Origin of the sequence: Mycolicibacterium novocastrense (assembly GCF_001499835.1) — a bacterium.
Classification (GTDB): Bacteria; Actinomycetota; Actinomycetes; order Mycobacteriales; family Mycobacteriaceae; genus Mycobacterium; species Mycobacterium novocastrense.
On sequence record NZ_LQIH01000012.1, the window covers coordinates 16,241 to 31,344 of the forward strand.

Here is a 15,104-nt window from a genome sequence, read left to right on the forward strand (position 1 = left end):
CGGCGGATCGTATGCGGCAGCGTGGGACACGGGTCAGCTCCTGCGGGCCTGACGGAACGGGATGTCGCGGTCGGCCTCGGGCTCCTTGGGCAGCCCCAGCACACGCTCGCCGATGATGTTGCGCTGGATTTGGTCGGTGCCGCCGCCAATCGAGGTGAAGAACGCGTTGAGAGTCAGGAAGTTGACATCGTCGGCCACCGGGTTCTCGGGGCCGGCCAACAAGGCCTGCGCGCCGATGATCTGTGTCTTCATCGCCGCCTCGGTGTGCAGGATCTTCGACATCGCAAGCTTGCCCAGCGACATGATCGAGCTCGACGTGCCCTGTGACGTACTGGCTTTCGCGCGCGCGTTGTTGAGCCGGTTCAGCTCCCGCATCGCCAGCACTTTCGCCAGCGGGTAGCGCACCGCGGGATCGTCGAGGACGCCGTACTCGCGGGCGAGTTCGATCAGGCTGTCCGCCTTGCGGTTACGCGAGCCGCGACCACTGTCACCCATGATGGACCGTTCGTAGGCCAGCGCGGTCTGAAGCGCGCGCCATCCGTTGCCCTCGCCGCCCAGCAGGTAGTCGTCGGAGACGGTCGCATCGTTGATGAACACCTCGTTGAAGTGCGATTCACCGGTGATCTGCACCAGCGGGCGCACCTCGATGCCCGGCTGCTTCATCGGCATGATGAACAGGCTCAGGCCCTTGTGTTTGGGCACATCCCAATCGGTGCGGGCCAGCAGCAGCGTGTAATCGGCCGTGAGCGCGCCCGACGTCCACACCTTCTGCCCGTTGACGACCCACTGGTCGCCGTCGCGGACGGCGGTGGTGCGCACGCTGGCCAGGTCGGAACCGGCGCCCGGTTCGCTGTAGAGCAGGCAGGTGCGGGACCGCTCGACCAGGAAATCGCGCAGCAGATCGCCTTTGATTCTCTCGGCGCCGAGCTTGAGGGTGGTGTTGGCCGGGATGTTGTACTTGTCCTGCCGCGACCCCGGCGCCTTGATCGCCGAGAACTCCTGGCCGATGACGGCCGCGAGGTCACTGGGGTATCCGCGTCCGAACCACTCGGTGGGATAGGTCGGCACGGCGTAACCGGCGTCGAGCACCTTCTCCAGCCAGGCGATCCTCTCGGGTGACGACACCCACGGGTCGTCGGAGGAGGGAAGTGGAGTCCAGTTGTCGCGCAACCATTCCCGGACCTCGGCGCGGAGCTCGTCGGCGGTGGGCAGCGGGCTGGTCATGTCAGGCACCTTTCGAGACGAGGTAGCGCTCGCGATGCAGGCGCGGGCCGCCGAACAACTGCAGGCCGGTGCGCGCTCTGCGCAGAAACAGGTGGGCGGGGTGCTCCCAGGTGAAACCGATACCGCCGTGCATCTGGATCGCGTTCATGGCGATCGTCTCGTAGGCCTCGGCGCAGGCGAAACCGGCCAATGCGACCGCCCCGTCGGCACTTTCACTGCGTGCGGCCTTCTCGGCGGCCGCGTGCTGGGCGGCCGATGTCGCGTTCTCGACCTCGATCAGCAGGTCGGCGGCCATGTGTTTGAGCGCCTGGAAGCTGCCGATCTGGCGACCGAACTGGACGCGGGTCTTGAGGTAGTCGACGGTCATATCGAAGAGCCGGCGCGAACCGCCCACCTGCTCACCGGCCGAGGCGATCACGGCGTGGTCCAGGGCCTCCTGTACGGCGTCCCATCCGGCGGTGCCGAGCCGCCGCGCGGGTGTGCCCGCGAAGGTGAATGTCGACAACCGCACGGTCGGGTCGAAAACGGTCACCGCGGTGCGGGTGAGACCCTCGGCGTCCGGCGCCACCTCGAAGACACCGACACCGTCGGTGGTGCGCGCGACCACGAGCACGACATCGGCCACCTGACCCCAGGTGACGTAGTGTGCGGCGCCGGTGAGGGAGCCGTCGGCGGCGGCCTCGACGTCGACGCCCTGCGCCGTCCAGGAGCCGGACGGTCCGGTGATCGCGACGGTGCCGATGGCCGTGCCGTCGGCCAGCCCCGGCAGGAGTCGGCGCTTGTCCTCGTCGGAGCCCGCCGCTGAGACGAGCGTCACCGTCAACACCGCGCTGGAGATGAACGGTGCGGGCAGAAGGGCCGCACCCGTCTCCTCCGCGACGGCCTCGAGCTCGAGTGCGCCGAAGCCCAGACCGCCGAGCTCGTCGTCGACGAGCATGCCGAGCAGGCCCTGCTCGGCGAGCCGGCGCCACAGGTCGCGGTCGAAGCCGTCGTCCGAGGTCATCACCCTGCGCACGTCGTCCTCGGTGCACCTGTCACCCAGCAACTCGCGGACCGCCGACCGCAGTTGTGCGCGCTCGGTCACGCTGATCGTCATCCCAACCGCCTCTCCAGCCAGTTGGAACCATGGTTGGGCCCCGGCGGCGGGGTGTAAATCACGAATCGCGACACCGGGGGGTTTCCGATTGGGACATCCGAGAGGCGGCCGGGTCGCTACTGCATATGAGCCTGGCCCCGGCCGTCGATCAGGCTGTCGAGGCCCCGCTGCCACCGGGCGGAGCGGACGCGGTTACATACCGCGCGGGTGATCAGGACGACGGCCGCCGCCGTCCCGAGGGCGGCGAGCAGGACGAGTGCGCCGGCCGTGACGGCTTCCATCGCCGCGTGGGGAGCCCCGCGCTTGGAGTCGAACAGTGCGGTGCCGACGGCGCCGGCGATAGGCACGGCGAACAGTGACAAGGCGACGACCACGGTCATGATCAGGGCCTCGATCCGATCCACGGAGCGGACCAGGGGTTCGCGCCCCCGCAGACGCATCAGCGCCGGCCACCGGGGCACGCGGAGGGTGAAGGTGGCCCATCCCTGGTCGTCACCCGACCGAGCGGTGGTCTGGGGTTGATCGTTGCCACCCGGGCGGTACACCGTGCTCTCCTCTCGCGCTTTTGCCTCTTTCATCCCATGGTGAGCCTGATCGCCGCCTTGGGCTTGCCGGTGCCCGACAACCCCGACGCAGCCGGTTGTCGCCGTCCCACAACGCCGTGAGCACGGGCCGGGGTGCTTCGGCGCGGCGGTGGGCGGGTACCCCTGACCGTCATCGAATCGGGAAGGGCCGCACATGAGCGATACGCGTAAGCGTCAACTGGGCGATACCGACAGCCCCATCGAGGACGAGTTGGAGGGCGCCTTCGCGCGGATGGTCGACGAGGGCACCCAGCGTCTGCACCGGACCTGGCGCGAAGTTCTGGTCACCGGCTTCTTCGGCGGCACCGAGGTCGCGGTCGGCGTACTCGCCTACCTGTCGGTGTTGGCCGCCACGCACAACCACCTGCTCGCCGGTATCGCGTTCTCGATCGGGTTCCTCGCGCTGCTGCTCGGCCGCAGCGAGCTGTTCACCGAGGGGTTCCTGGTGCCGGTCACCACGGTCGTGGCCAAACGCGCCAGCGTCGGGCAGCTGCTGAAGCTCTGGAGCGGGACGCTTATCGCCAATCTCGTTGGGGGCTGGGCGATCATGTGGCTGATCATGACGGCCTACCCGAAATTGCATGCGCAGACCATCGAGTCGGCCACCCACTTCGCCACCGCCCCGCTGTCGGCGGAGACGGTGACGCTGTCGCTGCTCGGCGGCATGGTCATCACGTTGATGACGCGCATGCAGCACGGGACCGAGTCGACGTTCGGCAAGATCGCCGCCGCGGTCGCCGGCGGTTTCCTGCTTGCCGGCCTGCAGATGTTCCATTCGATTCTGGACTCGCTGCTGATCTTCGGTGCGCTCATCGCCGGTGCGCCGTTCGGGTACGGCGATTGGGCGACGTGGTTCGGCTACACGGTCGTCGGCAACGTGGTGGGCGGTCTGCTGCTCGTGACCCTGCTACGTCTGCTGCGCAGCAAGGACCGTCTCCAAGATGAGCGACAGGAGGCGGAGGAGTCGTGAACCTCAGCGGCCGCGCCATCGCGGTGCGCGCTTCTCCTGCCACGCTGTGATGCCCTCGCGCACGTCGTCGGTCGCGGCGGCCACCTTGCGCATCGTCTCGCCGAACCGCACCGATTCGATCCAGCCCATGTTGGCCGTGCGCCAGGCCACCTCCTTGGTGGCGCGCTGCGCCAGCGGCGCCGCCTCGGTGAGGGTGCGCGCCCAGGACCGCGCCTCGGCTCGCAGGTCACCGGGTTCGACCAGACGCCACACCAAGCCGATCTCCTTGGCGCGTTCGGCGTCGATCGGTTTGCCGGTCAACAGCAGTTCCATCGCATCGGCCCACCGGACGCGTTCGGGCAACCGGATCGCGCCGACGATCGTGGGCACGCCGATGGTGACCTCCGGGAACGCGAAAGTGGCTGCGGTGGAGGCGATCACGAAGTCGCAGAACAGGACGCCGGTCAAACCGTAGCCGATGCACGGGCCGTTGACCGCCGCGATCGTCGGCTTGAACAGTTCCATGCCGCTCTCGAACGAGTTGATCGTCGGCTTCTCCCAGAACGTGCCCCCGAAGGTGCCGACCGAGCCCTCGCCGTCCTTGAGGTCGCCGCCGGCGCAGAAGACGTCGCCGTTGGCGGTGAGGATCCCCACCCACGCGTCCTCGTCATCGCGGAACCGCTCCCAGGCCGCGTTCAGGTCGCGGCGCACCGCGCCGTTGATCGCGTTGCGCGCTTCGGGCCGGTTGAGGGTGATGGTGGCGATGTGATCGTCCAACTCGTAGGTGACGAGGCTCATGGCTGCACCCTAGCCAGGTGACATCGCGCCGATGTCTGACGATGTCGAGAATTCCGCGATGGCTCCGTCCTAGGGGTGAGCGACCAACTAGGGTCGCGACCCGAACGACAAAAGGAACAACCATGGCCAAGTATCTGCTGCTCAAGCACTACCGAGGCGCGCCGGCCAGCGTCAACGACGTGCCGATGGACCGGTGGACACCCGAGGAGATCGAGGCGCACATCAAGTACATGAACGACTTCGCGGCGCGCCTTCAGACCACCGGCGAATTCGTCACCCATGCGGCCCTGGCGCCGGAGGGCGCCTGGGTGCGCTCCGACGGAGAAGGTAAGCCGCCCGTGGTCGACGGCCCCTTCCCCGAAACCAAGGATCTGGTCGCCGGCTGGATGGTGATCGACGTCGATTCCTACGAACGCGCCGTCGAGTTGGCCGGAGAACTGTCGGCGGCCCCGGGTGCGGGCGGGCGGCCGATCCACGAATGGCTCGAGGTCCGGCCGTTCCTGACCACCCCGCCGACGGTCACCGAGTGAAGTCCGGCGCGGTGGACGAGGCGGCGCTGCGGGACCTGATTCCCGCGGTCCTGGCGACCCTCGTCCGCCGCGGTGCGGACTTCGCGACCGCAGAGGACGCGGTCCAGGAGGCCCTGCTGCGCGCGCTCGACACCTGGGATGACCGGCACCCGGAGGACCCGAAAGGTTGGCTGATCACCACCGCTTGGCGCCGGTTCCTCGACCTCACCCGCTCCGACGTCGCCCGGCACCGGCGCGAGCAGCAGGCCGCCGACGAACCGGCCCCGGGCCCGGCCGCGCCCGTCGACGACACGCTGCAGCTGTATTTCCTGTGCGCGCATCCCAGCCTCACCTCGGCGTCGGCCGTCGCGCTGACGCTGCGGGCCGTGGGCGGCCTCACGACCCGCCAGATCGCCGCCGCCTACCTCGTACCGGAATCGACGATGGCGCAACGGATCAGCCGGGCCAAACGCACCGTGAGCGACGTCCGCTTAGACCGTCCCGGCGATCTTCACACCGTCCTTCGCGTGCTGTACCTGGTGTTCAACGAGGGCTACACCGGCGAGGTCGACCTGGCCGCCGAGGCGATCCGGCTCGCCCGCCAACTCGCCTCGGCCACCGACGATCCCGAGGTTGCGGGCCTGCTCGCCCTGTTCCTGCTGCACCATGCGCGGCGCCCGGCGCGCACCCGCGCCGACGGCAGCCTCGTACCGCTCGCCGAACAGGACCGGCGGCTGTGGCGGCGCGACCTGATCACCGAGGGCGTCACCGTCCTGCAGACCGCGTTGGCCAGGGACCGGTTGGGGGAGTACCAGGCGCAGGCCGCGATCGCCGCACTGCACGCCGACGCGCAGAGCGCCGGCGAGACCGACTGGGTGCAGATCGTGGAGTGGTACGACGAGTTGGTCCGCCTGACCGACAGCCCGGTGGTGCGACTCAATCGCGCCGTCGCGGTCGGCGAGGCCGACGGGGCGCAAGCGGGATTGGCGGCACTGTCCGAACTCGATCCGGCCCTGCCGCGCTACACCGCCGCGACCGCTTACCTCACCGAGCGAGCCGGGGACCTCGCCACGGCCGCAGCGCTTTACGTGGAGGCTGCGGACAAAGCGCAAAACCTGGCCGAGCGCAACCATCTGACCTTGCAGGCCGCGAAGCTGCGTCAGCGGATGTCGGGTCTCTAGACCGGGGCCACGCGATCGGACCAGGGCATCGCCTGCTCCAACTGGGCGGCCAGTCGGATCAGCAGCGACTCGCCCGCCAGCGGTGCGACGAACTGAACGCCCAGCGGCAGCCCGCCCGCGGTCCAGTGCAGCGGCAACGAAATCGCCGGGCGTCCGGTCAGATTGGCGAGCTGGGTGTAGGGCACCCAACCGAGGTTCTTGTCCACCATGTCGTCGACGATTTTGGTGTAGCGCAACACTTTTACCGTGCGCGTCTTGATCAGCACATCCGCGGCGCGCTGCAGCACGACCGGCAGGTCGAACTCGCCGATGGTCGGCGGCGGTGTCGCCAGCGCGGGCGTCAACAGCAGGTCGTACGACTCGAAGAACGTGGTGAGCCTGCGCGTGTGCTCGTGGCGCCGCTGCACGGCGTCCACGTAGTCGACGCCACTCGTGGCCCGGCCGAGCGCGGCAAGGATGAGCGTGTCGCGTTCGAACGCGTCGTCCCCGGCGCCCGAGATGCGTTTGGCTTCATCGAGTTCCCACGCGGTGTAGACGAACCACGTGAGCAAAAAGTCGCGCGCCAGGGCCGCGTCGTCGAAGGGGGCACGCGGAAGTTCGTCGACGTGGTGGCCGAGTTCGGTCAGCGTCCGTACGGTCGCCTCGACGGCGGCCGCGGCCTCGGGATGCGGTGACGGATTGATCGCCGACGGCACTCGCACACCGATACGTAGGGCGCCGGGATCGGCCCCCACACAGGACGCGAATGTCGAGGACGGCATGCCGGGCACGTACGGACCCCATGGTTCGCCACCGCGAACGACGTCGAGCATCGCCGCCGTGTCCCGGACGGTGCGTGACACCACGCCCTGCACGGCCGCACCGTGCATGGATTCACCGGTCGCGGGTCCCGACGGGGTCAGCCCGCGGCCCGGTTTGAGCCCGACGAGTCCACAGCATGCCGCGGGTATGCGGATCGAACCGCCGCCGTCGTTCGCCCCCGCGCACGGCACGATCCCGGCCGCGACCGCGGCGGCCGACCCACCCGACGAGCCGCCCGGCGTCCGGGTCAGGTCCCACGGATTGCGCGCCGGGCCCCACGCGTCGGGTTCGGTGATCCCCTTGGCCCCGAACTCGGGGGTGTTGGTCTTACCGAAAATGACCAAGCCGGCGTCTTGCCACCGCCGGACGATCTCCGAGTGTTCGGCCACCGGAGTCGACATCAGGGCGCGCGATCCCCGCGACGTCGGCAACCCCGCGTAGTCCTGGGCGAGGTCCTTGATCAGGAACGGAACGCCCGAGAACGGGCCCTCCGCCGCATCCGTCGGCGAGGCCGGGACGTCACGGACGATCGCGTTGATCCGCGGGTTGACCGCGGCGGCACGGTTTCTCGCCAGGTCCAGCAATTCGGCGGCGGTCACCTCTTTGTCGGCGACGAGCTGTGCCAACCCGGTGGCGTCGTGATGGCGGTATTCCTCGAAGTTCACCGTTCGACCGTACGTGGCGCCGCCGCGACGGTGGGCGCCTGCTCGGCCGACGGGTCAGTGCACGGCCGAGCGCGGCCTGGCGCAGCCGACGGCGACAGGCGCCAGACTCGGGACCATCGGTTGCTGCTTACGCTCATCGCGCGCGATTCGCCTGTGCAGCGCTCGCTCCTCGCGCTTGGTCAGCGCGCGCCTGCGGCTGACCAGGAGATCGAGTTGCTGCCAGCTGAGCCCGTCGAGCTCGCCGTCCTCGTCATGGGTGGCGACGACGACGCATCCCCGCAGCAGGGGAACCGTCTTGGCAGTGAACGTGCTGGTCGCCAGCAGCAGCTCGGTGGCCTTTCGGTTGGGGCGCCGCTGGCAGCGCTGCGTCGACGGGCTGAACCAGAAGTCGAACTGCCGGTCGGCGCTGGTCAGGCACTGCAGGCCCTGATCCTCTACGAGCTGGTCGATATCCGCGGTGGTGTACGCGCGGGTTTCATAAACGGGGCCGTTGGTGCTGAAGTACAGGACGGTGTTCATGGCGAATTCCCATTCGTCTCTTTCTTCGGTGTGGGCGCCGGCCGTGTGACCGGTCTGTTATCAAAGTTACCCGAGTGACGAAAGTGACAAACCTCGGTAACGATTCAATCACGTCGGAGGTGTGCGTAACCGCAGCTCAGAGCCGGTTTTCCAGGTCAAGAGCGCGTTGGCCGGGGTGCGATCGGGGTCAGCCGAACTCGAGCAAGGTGTATGCACCGCGCAAGTTGCGCGTCGGCTTGAACCGCCAGAACGCGGGAAAGGCCTTCTCGAAGAACCAGCCCCGCCCCGACGGCATGGGGAGGTCGTGCACGGCGCGGATCCCGGGGATGGTGTCGGGGAGTGCGGCCAACTGCGCCGCGGACAGGCTGAAAGGCATCGGCGGCACGCGGTATCGGCGCGACGACCGCATCCCCTTGGGTGCGAGCTTCTTGACCAGGACCGGCGGAAGGTCGAAGACCATCTGGCCGCCGGGGAAGCGAGCCGCGCACGCGGCGATCAGCCCCATGGCCTCGTCGGGCTGCAGATACATCAGCAGCCCCTCCGCGGTGATGAAGACGCCGTTGCTGTCGTCGACCTTCTCCATCCACGAATAGTCCAGCGCCGACTGGGCCAGAGTGGTGATCCGCGGCGATGCGGGCAGCAGTCGCTCGCGCAGGTCGATGACCGGCGGTAAATCGACCGTCAGCCAACGGAATTCGGCATGAGGCAGGAGGGTGTTCAGGCGCCAGAAGCTGGTTTGCAGCCCCTCGGCCAGCGCGACGACGGTGGCGCGCGGATGCTCGGACAGGTAGCGGCCGGCCGCCCGGTCGAACGCCAGCGAGCGCAAGCCCATCTCCTGGCCTTTGCGGCCGAACTTGTCGAAGTCGAAGTCGATCGCGTCGACCAGGCGGATCGCCATCGGGTCATCGATGATCGCATTCGGGTGACGGGCCTGATGCGCCCTGCCGTTCAGCGTCAGCAGCGCGGTCTCCGACACCCCGGTGAGAGCGATGTCGCCGGCTTTCCGGTCGTCTGCGTCATCCACCACACCGAACGTACCCGGTGCCGACGAGCTCGATGTCAGACCAGGTAGATCACGAACACCGTCACCAGTAGCACGCCCAGCCAGGCGTCGGTGGACCGTTTGAGCCAGCGTGGGCCGGTGTTCACCTCCATGAAGTTGCGAATGATCAACCGCGCCTTGACGAAGGTCAGTGCCAGAACCAGCGCGGTGATCGACGTGCTCGCATGGACGGTGTCGGTGAAGTGGGCCGGCGCCAGCCACCATGCGCCGACCGTGATCGCGGTGAGGACGACCCAGGTCCACGCCATGGTCCGGGTCGCGGTGCCCTGCCGTCGAGTCTGCGATGTGCTGGTCACTGTCACCTCATCACGTAGAGCAGTCCGAAGATGATCACCCAGAGGAGGTCGACCATGTGCCAGTAGACGGCGCCCGACTCGACCATCGATGTCCTGCGCCTGCCGGGGTTGTTCAGTTCGCGCACGATGACCCCGAGCACGATCAGGCCGATCAGCACGTGCACCAGGTGCACCCCGGTCAGCACGTAGTAGAAGGAGTAGAACATCTCGGAGTTGGTGTGGCCCGCCGAGATCTTGCTGGCCCATTCGTAGCCCTTGAACCCGATGAACAGCAGTCCGCAGAAGCCGCCCGCGTAGACGAACCTGATCGCTCGGACGTGGGAGCCGCCCCGGGCGGCCAGCACGCTCCGGGCGATGAACCACGAACTGGTCAACAGGATCACGGTGTTGAGAACCCCGATGTTGATGTCGAGGTGCTGCTGGGCGGCGAGGAACTCGGCGGGGTTCATGGCCCGGTAGACCATGAAGATGACGAAGTATCCCGCGAAGATGATCAGGTCACCGAGCACCATCACCCACATGTGGATGTCGCCGGGGAGATGACCGGCCGATGGGTTCGTGGTGGACACCGGCGCGGCACCGGCGTGAGTCGGTAGTTCCCGTGAATCAGACTGTGTCACAGCGCAATCCTTGGGTCCAGGGCCGGAGCATCGATCGGCTCGCGGTTGGTGGCCCGTTTGAGCAGGACGATCAGCGCGCCCAGCCAGAGACTGAACACCACGACCGACCACCAGAACGCGAGTGAACCGTTCCAGGCGAACGGACCCGAATAGGCCACGAACATCTGGGTGGCGATGACCTCGGTGACGATCTGCCAGATCGTCACGTAGGCAAACCATTTCGGGAAGATGTCGTGTTTGTCGTAGAGGATCGCCAGCGCGAACACCAGATAGGCCGCCGAGAAACACCCCAGCGAGCCGTTGTAGGACAGCATCCCGAGGTCGTAGAGCATGCTGACGAGTTCGGGGTCGCGGTCGACCCGGAAGGTGGCGGTCAGAAAGCAGACCGCGACGAGAAGGAACCCCGGCAGTGCCCCGACCCCCATGCCGCCGATGTAGCCGTAGGCGAACACGGAGCCGACCGACATGCGCAGGATGAAGTACGCCACCAAACCGTTGGTGACGGCTGCCCCGCCGAGCAGGATCAGCAACACGCAGAAGCCGACGCGAATCGTCAGCCCGTTCTCGGCGAAGAACGCGACCTTGTCGGCGGCGGTGACGTCAGGACGCGGCGGCGGCGTCACCCTGGCCAGTACGCAGATGATGACGCCGAAAACCGCATACCAGGCGGGGAAGAACCAGCAGACCAGTCGCACATCGGGTTTCCCGCCGGGTGGCTCGTCGGATTCCCGGGTGAACCGGCGCGTGAGCAGCGTGGTCACCGCGTGACGCCTTCGTCGTGCGCCTGTTTGAGCACCGCACGCCGCAGCACGAAGAACATCACGACGACGAACAACGCGAACGCCCCGTTGCGCACCCAGAAGGACAGCAGCCCGTCCCAGGCCAGCGGGCCCGTGTGGAAGACGGCCGCACCGGCCGCGGGCACCATCGCCACGCCGGTCGCCAGCGAGTAATGCCCGACCCAGCGCGGGAAGACCGGGTCGGGCCCGTCGTCGAAGTAGACCGCCACGGCCAGCAGCACGAACTGCGTGACGACCATGCCGACCGGGGCGATGAACACGATCCACGCCAGATCGTTGAGCACCAGCACGACGTCGGGGTTACGGTCGGGCCGGAACGCCGCGACCAGGAAGAAGATGTTCGACAACGCGAAAATCGTTGCGCCGCTGACGATCGCGGTGAGATAGCAGTAGGCGAAGACGTGGCTCTGCGTCTTCATCCGTTTCATCTGGACGACGATCACCATGAAGAACGGCAGGATCATGATCCCGCACAGGTTGAACGTCACCTGACTGAATCGGATCCACGCCGTGTTGTCGGCGTAGAACGCCGCCACCTGGTCGGCCGACAGCAACGGTGACAGTGGCGGCCAGAAACCGGGGAACGCCAGCAGTGCGGCCAACAGCACCACCCCGACCGCCGGCCCGGTCCACAGGCTCACCCACTGTGCCCTGATGTTGCCCGCCTTCGGCAGGTCCTGCACCTCTTCCAGGATCTGCACCGCACCCTCCATTTGACGAGAGTCAATTCTGTGTAGCTCGGATGGAGCGGAGTGAACCGCTTCCCACCTCGAGCTGACCACCAAAAGCATTGGCATTCAGCCAGTGTTCCTGCAGGACCGTATCGGTTCGCGACCCGAATGGGAACCCCAAACCTGATTTGAGTCAGTTATATGTGGGGGACGCGTAGAGTCTCCGCAAGCGGAGCCCCCGAGGACGGAACGGACATCATTGCCCAAAATCGAGAAGACCGAGCGCGGTAGGAAGGGGCTGCAGACGCGTGAGCGCCTGCTCGGCGCGGCGATCGCCGAGTTCAAGCGCGGGGGTATCGCGGCGGCCGACATCGGTGCCATCGTCTCGGCCGCCGGCGTCGCGCACGGCACCTTTTTCTTCCACTTCCCGACCAAGGAACACGTCCTACTCGAGCTGGAACTACGCGAACAGGAGCGCATGGCCGCGGAGCTGACGCGGTACTACCGACGGCCTCACGATGTGCGGGCTACGCTGGCGAAGGCGGTCACCGCCCTCGAGGCGCTCGAACGCAGGCTCGGGCCACGCTTGTTCAAAGACTTTCTCGCCCTGCACTTCTCCACGACTCGAGCCCCCTCCGAAGAGTGGACCGTACACCCGGTCATCGTCGCCGTCGTCGAGGAGCTGCGCCGGGCGCAGGAACGCGGCGAGATTCCCGGCGACGTCGATGTGACGCTGAACGGGATCTCGTTCCTGGTCGGCCTCTACGCGCTGCTCATCACGATGCCCGAGGCTCCGAAGATCCGCCGTCCGGTCATCGACGAATACCTCACCACGTACATGTACGGGTTGCGCGCCCAGTGAGGGGCGCCATCAGCCGGCGAGCACGAACGACAGGAAGAACCCACCGGCGGTGGCGAACGCGTTGAGTGGCCGGCCGTGTTCGAAGGCCTCGGGCATGAGCGTGTCGGCGAGGGAGGCCAGCACCGCGCCGCCGGCGAAGGACAACGCGACCGCCAGCAGGGTGTCGTCGAGCCCGGAAGCGACCGACCGGCCCAGCACGACGGCGACGGCCAGCAACAACGCGCACAGCGACCACGTCAGAATGACGGCGCGGGCGCTGGTTCCCGACTCGCGCATCGCGACCGCGCCGACCAGGGACTCGGGCAGGTTCGAGAAGAAGATCGCCACCAGCAGCGACAGTGAGACACCGCCCACGAGCGAGACACCGAGCGCGAGGTTCTCGGGCACACCGTCCAGCGTCACCGCGGCCAACAAGGCGAAACCGACCCCTCCGCTCGCTCCGGAGGTGGCGACCTCCCGGGTGTCGGGCCCGGACTTCCCGCTGATGTATTTGTCCAACGCGGTGTCGACGGCGACGAACGTGGCGGCGCCGGCGAGCAGGCCGAGACCTGAGCGCACCGCACCGCCCATGTGATACGCGTCCTCGAACAGCTCGAAAGCCAGCGCCGAGATCAGCGCCCCGCTCGCGAAGGCGAGCAGAACACCGGTCACCCGCTTCGGCGGGTTCCATTTCGCTCCCACCAGCGAGCCGATGACGAGGGCGCTGGATGCGGCCAGGCCGAACCACACTGCGGTCAGCACGGCGCCTTGATGCCCCGGCATGCCGATCTTCAAACCAGCGCGACCTGGCGGCGCGTAACGACGGGCCGGGTTTCGGCCCGCGGCTGGGCGGAAACCCTGACGCCATGGGCCGGACCGTACGTGGTCTCGCCGCCGCGGCCGCCTCGACATTGGGTGCCGTGGCCGCGCGTGATCTGTTCCAGCGCAGGCACGCACTCCTGCGAAACTTTCCCGTCGTCGGGCATGCGAGGTACTTACTCGAAGCCATCGGACCGGAGTTGCGGCAGTACATCATCGCGGCCAACGACGAGGAACGGCCCTTCACCCGGGACCAGCGACGGTGGGTGTACGCGTCGGCCAAGAAACAGAACAACTATTTCGGCTTCGGCACGGACAACGACCTGGAGTACACGGCCGGCTATCCGGTGATCAAACATCGCACGTTCGCCAGGGCCGTCCCGCCGTCGTCGCCGGGAACCAGCCGCGAGATACAGGTGCCGTGCGCCAAGGTGATCGGGGCGGCGCGTGGCCGGCCGGGCGCGTTCCGGCCGAACTCGGTGGTCAACATCTCCGCGATGAGTTTCGGATCGCTGTCGGCCAACGCGATCGAGGCGCTCAACAGGGGGGCGGCACTGGCCGACTGTCTGCACAACACCGGTGAGGGCGGCATCTCGCGCTACCACCGCCACGGCGGGGAGTTGATCTTCCAGATCGGCACCGCCTATTTCGGGTGCCGGGACGCCGACGGTCGCTTCGATCTGGCCAAGCTCAAGGACGTCGTGGCGGGCGCGCCGGTGCGGGCACTGGAGATCAAGCTCAGCCAGGGCGCCAAGCCGACGCTGGGAGGGCTGCTGCCGGCACCGAAGGTCTCCGCCGAGATCGCGGCCGCGCGCGGGATCCCCGAGGGCCGCGACTGCGTGAGCCCGTCGCGGCACGCCGAATTCTCCGACGTCGACAGCCTTCTGGACTGGGTGGAGTTGCTTGCCGCCGAGACGGGCCTGCCGGTGGGCATCAAGTCGGCCGTCGGTGATCTCGAGTTCTGGTGCGATCTGGCCGATCTCATGCGCGACACGGGCCGCGGCGTCGACTTCATCTCCATCGACGGCGGCGAGGGTGGCACCGGCGCGGCGCCGCTGATCTTCACCGACACCGTGTCGCTGCCCTTTCAACTCGGCTTCGCGCGCACGTACCGGATCTTCGCCGAGCGGGGTCTGCACGACGATGTCGTCTTCATCGGCGCAGGCAAGCTCGGACTGCCGGACAACGCCATCGTCGGCTTCGCGCTCGGCTGCGACCTGGTCTATGTCGCGCGCGAGGCGATGCTCGCCATCGGGTGCATCCAGGCGCTGAAGTGCCACACCGACACCTGTCCGACGGGAGTCGCCACCCAGAACGCATGGTTGGCGCGCGGCCTGGTGCCTGACGTCAAGGCCGAGCGGGTCGCCAACTACGTCAAGACGCTGCGCCGCGACCTGGTCAAGGTGGCCGAGGCGTGCGGCGTCGAACATCCCGGACTGATCAGCACCGAAGATGTCGACATCCTCGACACCCGCACCGATTCCACACCGCTGCACGAGGTGTACGGCTACACGCCGGACATGGGTCTGCCGTCGGAGGCCGACCGCAAGGAGATCGTCCGGTTGATGACGGACGTCGAGCCGCAGGGGCACTCCGCGCCGCCTTCGTCGTCCGCCGTCGGATGACCTCGCGCGGTCGCACCGTGAGTGCAAGGCTGGGAGCGGTGCC

Annotated in this window: 17 protein-coding genes; 5 read left to right on the top strand and 12 right to left on the bottom strand. The window is 67.6% G+C overall.

Annotated elements, in window-relative coordinates; translation table 11 throughout:
• Positions 1-33: 33 nt before the first annotated feature.
• From AU072_RS10400 to AU072_RS10410, 3 genes are all read right to left on the bottom strand, one after another.
• Positions 34-1,224 (bottom strand): acyl-CoA dehydrogenase family protein, encoded by a 1,191-nt coding sequence (locus tag AU072_RS10400; RefSeq protein WP_064413718.1) that lies wholly within the window; start codon positions 1,222-1,224, stop codon positions 34-36.
• 1 nt (position 1,225) lies between these two features.
• A complete protein-coding gene (locus AU072_RS10405; protein WP_064413719.1) occupies positions 1,226-2,320 on the bottom strand; it encodes an acyl-CoA dehydrogenase family protein in 1,095 nt (364 codons plus the stop codon).
• Positions 2,321-2,436: 116 nt separating this feature from the next.
• On the bottom strand, positions 2,437-2,865 hold the full coding sequence (locus tag AU072_RS10410; protein WP_235629873.1) for a hypothetical protein: 429 nt from the start codon (positions 2,863-2,865) through the stop codon (positions 2,437-2,439).
• A gap of 193 nt (positions 2,866-3,058) precedes the next feature.
• Here AU072_RS10410 and AU072_RS10415 point away from each other — a divergent pair, with 193 nt between their 5' ends.
• Positions 3,059-3,874: a formate/nitrite transporter family protein gene (locus AU072_RS10415; RefSeq protein ID WP_064413720.1), complete on the top strand. Its 816-nt coding sequence runs from the start codon at positions 3,059-3,061 to the stop codon at positions 3,872-3,874.
• Between the two features lie 3 nt (positions 3,875-3,877).
• Here AU072_RS10415 and AU072_RS10420 read toward each other — a convergent pair whose 3' ends face one another.
• The gene (locus AU072_RS10420) at positions 3,878-4,651 is read right to left on the bottom strand and encodes an enoyl-CoA hydratase/isomerase family protein (protein ID WP_064413721.1); all 774 of its coding nucleotides are present in this window, start codon (positions 4,649-4,651) and stop codon (positions 3,878-3,880) included.
• Positions 4,652-4,773: 122 nt separating this feature from the next.
• Between AU072_RS10420 and AU072_RS10425 the strand changes: the two genes are divergently transcribed.
• Together AU072_RS10425 and AU072_RS10430 are read left to right on the top strand one after the other, a co-directional pair.
• The gene (locus tag AU072_RS10425) at positions 4,774-5,181 is read left to right on the top strand and encodes a YciI family protein (protein WP_064413722.1); all 408 of its coding nucleotides are present in this window, start codon (positions 4,774-4,776) and stop codon (positions 5,179-5,181) included.
• An 11-nt stretch (positions 5,182-5,192) separates the two neighbouring features.
• Entirely contained in the window at positions 5,193-6,341 is a 1,149-nt protein-coding gene (locus tag AU072_RS10430) for an RNA polymerase sigma factor (protein ID WP_082680832.1), read from the top strand.
• Here the strand turns inward: AU072_RS10430 and AU072_RS10435 are convergent.
• The 7 genes from AU072_RS10435 to AU072_RS10465 all read right to left on the bottom strand — a co-directional run bounded on the left by AU072_RS10435 (position 6,338) and on the right by AU072_RS10465 (position 11,806).
• A complete protein-coding gene (locus AU072_RS10435) occupies positions 6,338-7,807 on the bottom strand; it encodes an amidase (protein ID WP_064413724.1) in 1,470 nt (489 codons plus the stop codon). The genes AU072_RS10430 and AU072_RS10435 overlap by 4 nt on opposite strands.
• A gap of 54 nt (positions 7,808-7,861) precedes the next feature.
• Positions 7,862-8,326 carry a hypothetical protein gene (locus tag AU072_RS10440; RefSeq protein ID WP_064413725.1) on the bottom strand — a complete coding sequence of 155 codons (465 nt, stop codon included), beginning with the start codon at positions 8,324-8,326 and terminating at the stop codon, positions 7,862-7,864.
• Between the two features lie 187 nt (positions 8,327-8,513).
• Positions 8,514-9,353, bottom strand: a complete 840-nt coding sequence (locus tag AU072_RS10445) for a class I SAM-dependent methyltransferase (RefSeq protein WP_407937595.1) — start codon at positions 9,351-9,353, stop codon at positions 8,514-8,516.
• 32 nt (positions 9,354-9,385) lie between these two features.
• A complete protein-coding gene (locus tag AU072_RS10450; RefSeq protein ID WP_064414002.1) occupies positions 9,386-9,637 on the bottom strand; it encodes a cytochrome C oxidase subunit IV family protein in 252 nt (83 codons plus the stop codon).
• A gap of 50 nt (positions 9,638-9,687) precedes the next feature.
• Positions 9,688-10,206: a cytochrome c oxidase subunit 3 gene (locus AU072_RS10455; RefSeq protein ID WP_082680833.1), complete on the bottom strand. Its 519-nt coding sequence runs from the start codon at positions 10,204-10,206 to the stop codon at positions 9,688-9,690.
• Between the two features lie 95 nt (positions 10,207-10,301).
• Positions 10,302-11,066, bottom strand: coding sequence for a hypothetical protein (locus AU072_RS10460; protein ID WP_064413726.1), 765 nt, complete (start codon positions 11,064-11,066; stop codon positions 10,302-10,304).
• The gene (locus tag AU072_RS10465) at positions 11,063-11,806 is read right to left on the bottom strand and encodes a hypothetical protein (RefSeq protein WP_064414004.1); all 744 of its coding nucleotides are present in this window, start codon (positions 11,804-11,806) and stop codon (positions 11,063-11,065) included. Before AU072_RS10465 ends, AU072_RS10460 begins: the two co-directional genes overlap by 4 nt.
• Positions 11,807-12,035: 229 nt before the next feature.
• Between AU072_RS10465 and AU072_RS10470 the strand changes: the two genes are divergently transcribed.
• A complete protein-coding gene (locus AU072_RS10470; RefSeq protein ID WP_064413727.1) occupies positions 12,036-12,638 on the top strand; it encodes a TetR family transcriptional regulator in 603 nt (200 codons plus the stop codon).
• A 9-nt stretch (positions 12,639-12,647) separates the two neighbouring features.
• Here the strand turns inward: AU072_RS10470 and AU072_RS10475 are convergent, their stop codons facing one another.
• Positions 12,648-13,379 carry a ZIP family metal transporter gene (locus AU072_RS10475; RefSeq protein WP_064414005.1) on the bottom strand — a complete coding sequence of 244 codons (732 nt, stop codon included), beginning with the start codon at positions 13,377-13,379 and terminating at the stop codon, positions 12,648-12,650.
• Positions 13,380-13,483: 104 nt separating this feature from the next.
• Here AU072_RS10475 and AU072_RS10480 point away from each other — a divergent pair, with 104 nt between their 5' ends.
• On the top strand, positions 13,484-15,061 hold the full coding sequence (locus AU072_RS10480; RefSeq protein WP_064413728.1) for an FMN-binding glutamate synthase family protein: 1,578 nt from the start codon (positions 13,484-13,486) through the stop codon (positions 15,059-15,061).
• The last annotated feature ends 43 nt before the right edge of the window (positions 15,062-15,104 follow it).